The organism is Endozoicomonas sp. YOMI1, assembly GCF_024606345.1.
Classification (GTDB): Bacteria; Pseudomonadota; Gammaproteobacteria; order Pseudomonadales; family Endozoicomonadaceae; genus Endozoicomonas.
On sequence record NZ_JAHHPM010000594.1, the window covers coordinates 1 to 4,948 of the forward strand.

At 47.1% G+C, this 4,948-nt stretch carries 5 protein-coding genes; 2 read left to right on the top strand and 3 right to left on the bottom strand.

The genetic code is table 11. The annotated features are described in order from the left end of the window. Positions 1–48: 48 nt before the first annotated feature. Positions 49–1,338, bottom strand: a complete 1,290-nt coding sequence (locus KDK15_RS20635; protein ID WP_257297284.1) for a metallophosphoesterase — start codon at positions 1,336–1,338, stop codon at positions 49–51. A 319-nt stretch (positions 1,339–1,657) separates the two neighbouring features. On the opposite strand from KDK15_RS20635, the gene KDK15_RS20640 reads away from it, so the two are divergent. Further along, positions 1,658–2,035 (top strand): NirD/YgiW/YdeI family stress tolerance protein, encoded by a 378-nt coding sequence (locus KDK15_RS20640; RefSeq protein WP_257297285.1) that lies wholly within the window; start codon positions 1,658–1,660, stop codon positions 2,033–2,035. Positions 2,036–2,111: 76 nt separating this feature from the next. Here KDK15_RS20640 and cysQ read toward each other — a convergent pair whose 3' ends face one another. Further along, complete coding sequence (gene cysQ / locus KDK15_RS20645; RefSeq protein ID WP_257297286.1) at positions 2,112–2,939, bottom strand: 3'(2'),5'-bisphosphate nucleotidase CysQ; 828 nt, start codon at positions 2,937–2,939, stop codon at positions 2,112–2,114. A gap of 452 nt (positions 2,940–3,391) precedes the next feature. Between cysQ and hslR the strand changes: the two genes are divergently transcribed. Continuing rightward, positions 3,392–3,781, top strand: a complete 390-nt coding sequence (gene hslR / locus KDK15_RS20650; RefSeq protein ID WP_257297287.1) for a ribosome-associated heat shock protein Hsp15 — start codon at positions 3,392–3,394, stop codon at positions 3,779–3,781. Here hslR and pdxA read toward each other — a convergent pair. Beyond that, positions 3,775–4,755, bottom strand: coding sequence for a 4-hydroxythreonine-4-phosphate dehydrogenase PdxA (gene pdxA, locus KDK15_RS20655; RefSeq protein WP_257297288.1), 981 nt, complete (start codon positions 4,753–4,755; stop codon positions 3,775–3,777). The genes hslR and pdxA overlap by 7 nt on opposite strands. Positions 4,756–4,948 lie beyond the last annotated feature (193 nt).

Sequence of the window (4,948 nt, forward strand, 5' to 3'; positions counted from 1 at the left end):
ACCAATTTGCTGCCACCGCAGTAGGGCAGTCTATTCTCGGACAGCCTCCTAGTAAAGGGGATATACGCTTTCGCTTTCTAACTCGTAACTTGCGCCCTGATCACTTTTCACAATACTGACCTCAAATTGATCTTCACTAAATCGAACCAGCATGTATTTCTGGAACACCGCTGCGCCTCCCAGGAACACAGGGAGGTGTTCTCCCGGGCCGTAAAAATCCCAAAGTGTGTGAAAATCGATCTCGCCTACAAAGGAGTGCAGATGACCGGCAAAAATAGCGGAAATTTTATATCGACGGAGGATATCTCTTATCTCATTGGTAAAACCGGATATGTGATAGTTCAGGATGATATGTTTGCCTTCTTTGCTGGCCTGTTCCAGATCATTGAGCAGCCACTCTCTGGCGGATTGAATATCGAAATAATCCATTCTGGCTTTACCAAAGTTCCAACCATTCCATTGTGACGTATAGGTTGGGTAATTATTGAGTTGAACGAAATGGATATCACCAATATCCCAGGAATAAGCAAAGCTTTTGCTGTACTTTTTTTTCAGTAATGGAAACTCGAAATAAGTCCCCGTGCTGTGATAGTCAAAACTGCGGACATTCAACGTACGAACATGGTCTCGCAAATAAAGCATCATTCTGGAAGCACAGTTATTCACAAAGCAACCATTAACATTGTTCGAAATATCATGATTGCCCAGGCCCGGATAGACGTTCATTTTTAATTCTTTGTGGTATAGCTGGTAGTAGGCATCGAATTGCCAGTCATAACCAAAAGCGGTCAGGTCGCCGTTGATGACTACGCCTGCGAGTTGCTCTTTGCCCAGGTCACTCATTAATGCATTCAGGCTTTGCACATGATTCATATTTTCCTGCCAGGCTTTGTCCTTGTCATCACAATTTTCCTTGTACTTTTTACATGACCATGGGTACTGAGGGTCTGAGATGAAGGCCATATAAAAATCGTGATGATTGAATGGAATCAGCCGTGCATAGGAAAAATTGTCTGCCAGCGCATCTGCCACATTGTCTGTAGAGTTGTAATAGGTTCTGCAAATACCACTCCCATCCGGTCCATCACAGACTTCCAGTGCCTGATCTGGAGCCAGCTGGATTGATGTTGTCGAATCATCGGCCAAATGCTGGTCGCCATGGAATGCCTGTGGGTCAGCATCAGCTTCACACAGAGGAAATAACTGATCAGAATATTGTTGGAGCTCATGCAGGTTTGCGCAGTCTTTTTCTATAGCAAGGCATTGATTTATTAACGCTATGCCCAGAACGAGAGAGGATAGGCTCTTGAATGCATTCTGAATGGTAAGGTTGGGCATAATGTGGCCTCATATTATTGAGCAGAGTATAAGTAGTTAACCAATTACTGATGGTTCAGAGACTGTTTTATGATTTCCATGACATCAATTTTAATTAACTAACACTATGAAAATTTTAAAAAATATATCGACAGATGATTGTTGGATTTGAACAAACCCACAAAGTCTTTGCTATGCTCAACTGGTTCTTGAATTAGTATGGATATTATTTGAGATTTGCTACGAAAAAAAATGGTTTTTTTCACAGGATTAAATGGATATTGCATCATAATCCGGCACTGCCGAATAATCATATAGGGATTGAATAGAGATAAGTCTTATGACAAAAGGACAGTTATCAGGAATAATCCTGTCAGGTTTTATTGCCTCGGCCTGCTCTCAGGAAACACGCTTTGATCTTGACGAGAGCACCATGCCAGAAAAGCCCATGTATCAAAAGCACAGTGTTGAAGAAATTCTGAACACATCAGATGATGAAGAACTGGTTCGGCTTTCTGGTGAAATTATTAAGAAAATCAAAGGGAAAATATACCTGTTTCGTGGTGAAACCGGTGAGATTAAGGTGCTTATTGATGATTCAGCCCTACCTGATAAAGAGGTTAAGCTGAACTCTCCCATCATTATCAAGGGTGAGGTGGATAATCCACCCGACAGAGCCCCCAGGGTTGAGGTGGATGATATTCATTATGTTTTTTGATGATTATCTACTGGTCAATTAACTTTCAAAATAATGATGGTTGAAATTTTACCCGGCCTGCCCGCCAAACACTCTCTCAGGAACGCGGCGGCCAGAAATTATCCCATTGAATCGTTTTATCACCCAGTACGAGAAAGTCTGGATTAATAAGGCTTTCTTTCAGGTTATAACTGAACCGCTGGCCATCCGGATTAAGAAATAAACCTCCGGCCCCTTCAACAACCCCCTGAACAGCCCCGGTATCCCATTCAGAAGTAGGGCCAAGCCTGGGATAGATATCAGCCTGACCTTCAGCAATCAGGCAGCTTTTTAATGCACTGCCAACTTTTCTGGATATAAAGTCCGGATAAACAGTTTTCAGTGAGTTAAGGTAATGAGTGGCCTGTTCTGTGCCATAACTCCGGCTGCCAAGAACGATAATTTCCTTCTCTGGAGTGAACTTTCTGGGCCGGATCCCGTGAGCAATACCATCTTTAGCCTGTTTCCACGCGCCCAGGCTTTTACCCCCCCAGTAAGTGGTATCAGTCGCGGGAATATGTACGATGCCAAGGAGCGGGTAGTTATTCTCAATCAGGGCAATATTGACTGAGAATTCACCATTGCGGTTAATGAACTCTTTGGTCCCATCCAGAGGGTCAATCAGCCAGTAACGCGGCCAGTTTTTTCTTTCCTGCCAGGGGGGATGATCCGATTCTTCAGAAAGCACAGGGTATTTTACCGGTAAAGCTTTCAGTCCATTAACGATGATCCTATTTGCCGCAAGGTCAGCCTTGGTGACAGGCGTGGTATCCGCCTTGGTTTGTACCCCGATATCGTCCTGATGATAGACGGCGAGAATACCTTTTCCTGCCGCTCGGGCAATGTGAACTAACTCAGGAATTAAAGACTCAGGATCGCTGCTCATATCTTGCACTCGTTCGGGCAAACGTGGATCAGGCCCTGTTGGCCTGAGCCGCCGACTAGCCGACTAATTGTTAACAGGCTCCAGTACCCGACTTGAAGTTGCTCACGTACCATAAACAGTGCTGCGATCACTCTTGCTTGCGTAAAGTCTGGTCGGGCACGCAGCGCCATTAACTGATCAAATGAAAAAGCAAGCAATTTCATTCACATTATGGCACTGATAAAATGGTTGGAAACCTTCAGATATGACCGGTAGCCGGATAACCACTGAATTCCTCAACATTCTCTTGATGAGATGCCCTCATGATTGACTGGAACAAGATCAGCACAGTGCTGCTGGATATGGATGGAACGTTATTAGCGTATTATTTGCCCTGAAAAGACTGCCCGCCTGAGATGTTGATCTCAACCCGCCGCAGCCTTTTCACGATAAAAAGCAGTCAGGGTGACCGAATGAGTAATAGTGAAAAGATCAGACTTGATAAGTGGTTATGGGCCGCACGCTTTTATAAAACCCGGAGTATCGCCAAGGAAGCCATTGATGGTGGTAAAGTGCACTTGAATGGTCAGCGGTGCAAGCCAGGCAAAGAGCCCCGGGTTGGTGATGTGATAAAACTTCGTGCTGGCTGGGATGAGCGCATTGTCATCGTTAAGCAGCTCAATGATAAGCGGCAGAAGGCTGAGCTGGCCCAACAGCTTTATGAGGAAACGCCTGAGAGCCTTGAGGCCCGGGAAGAGGCAGCCGCTAATCGAAAAGCCTTGCGAGGTGCCATGCCAAGACCGGATCATCGTCCGGATAAAAAGCAACGACGTGCGATCCTGAAGCATAAGGCTGATTACTGATTCCGGTTGGCTTCATCGCTATTATATTGTATGGCGACTTTGATCGCTTCCGTCAGGCTGACTTCGCTGGCCTGGCCGGTACCGGCGATATCATAGGCGGTTCCATGATCCACCGAGGTCCTCAGAAATGGCAGACCACAGGTAATGGAAACCGTACGTTGAAAGTCCACCATCTTGGTGGCGATATGGCCCTGGTCGTGGTACATGGAGAGCACCCCATCGTAAGTTCCGTTAAGCGCCTGATGGAAAACAGAATCAGCGGGAATGGGGCCAGTTACCTTCCACCCTTCCTTCCTGGCCCGATGGACAGCAGGCTCAATGGCACAGACCTCCTCATCCCCAAACAGCCCATTCTCGCCACAGTGGGGGTTCAAACCGGCCACGGCCAGCGATGGCGAAGCGATGCCCAGGGACTTGAGAATCTGGTATGACTTGACAATGCCCTTGAAAACCCTCTCTTCAATAATGGCATCACAGGCCTGTCTGAGTGACAGGTGGCGGGTAAGAAAGAAAACCCTGAGCCCGGCAACCTGGAAGAGCGTAATGGGGTCATGGGTGTGAGTCAGTGATGCCAGTATTTCCGTATGGCCGATATGAGGAATCTTTGCCGCTTTGAGCGACAGCTTATTGATGGGAGGGGTAACGATGGCGCTTTTTTTCTGCTGTTGAACATAGTGAACCGCCTGCTCAATGAACTGGTAGGCTGCCGCTCCGGATGCCGCTGAGACTTTCCCAGAGATAATGTTGTCGATATTCGCGATTGGGCAGTTAAGCAGGTTGATTTGTCCGGGCCGATGCAAGTCAGGAGTCGCGTATTGAATCAACCGGAAGCTTACCTTCTTCCTGCACAGGCTGGCAGCCTGTTCCAGCCATCGAACATCACCAATCACCACTGGCCGACAGGTTCCGGCAAGCTCCGTGTCACATAGGGACTTGATAATGATTTCGGCGCCGATACCGGCTGGGTCACCCATGGGGATACAGATCAGGGGAGGCATTTTTGCTATCGGTCACACCGGGACCGCCTGCAAGGCTGGAGAACTTTGATTAGCTTAGCAGTAATGTTGAGTGTCACAAAAAAAAGGGAGCCAGAGGGCTCCCGGAAGACGATCTCTAGGAGGCTGTCCGAGAATAGCGCCCGTAGCGAGGATGGCAGAAAATTGAGGA

Coding starts and splice junctions, on each gene's coding strand:
- KDK15_RS20635 (WP_257297284.1), bottom strand. CDS start 1,338: ATGCCCAACCTTACCATTCAGAATGCATTCAAGAGCCTATCCTCTCTC.
- KDK15_RS20640 (WP_257297285.1), top strand. CDS start 1,658: ATGACAAAAGGACAGTTATCAGGAATAATCCTGTCAGGTTTTATTGCC.
- cysQ (WP_257297286.1), bottom strand. CDS start 2,939: ATGAGCAGCGATCCTGAGTCTTTAATTCCTGAGTTAGTTCACATTGCC.
- hslR (WP_257297287.1), top strand. CDS start 3,392: ATGAGTAATAGTGAAAAGATCAGACTTGATAAGTGGTTATGGGCCGCA.
- pdxA (WP_257297288.1), bottom strand. CDS start 4,755: ATGGGTGACCCAGCCGGTATCGGCGCCGAAATCATTATCAAGTCCCTA.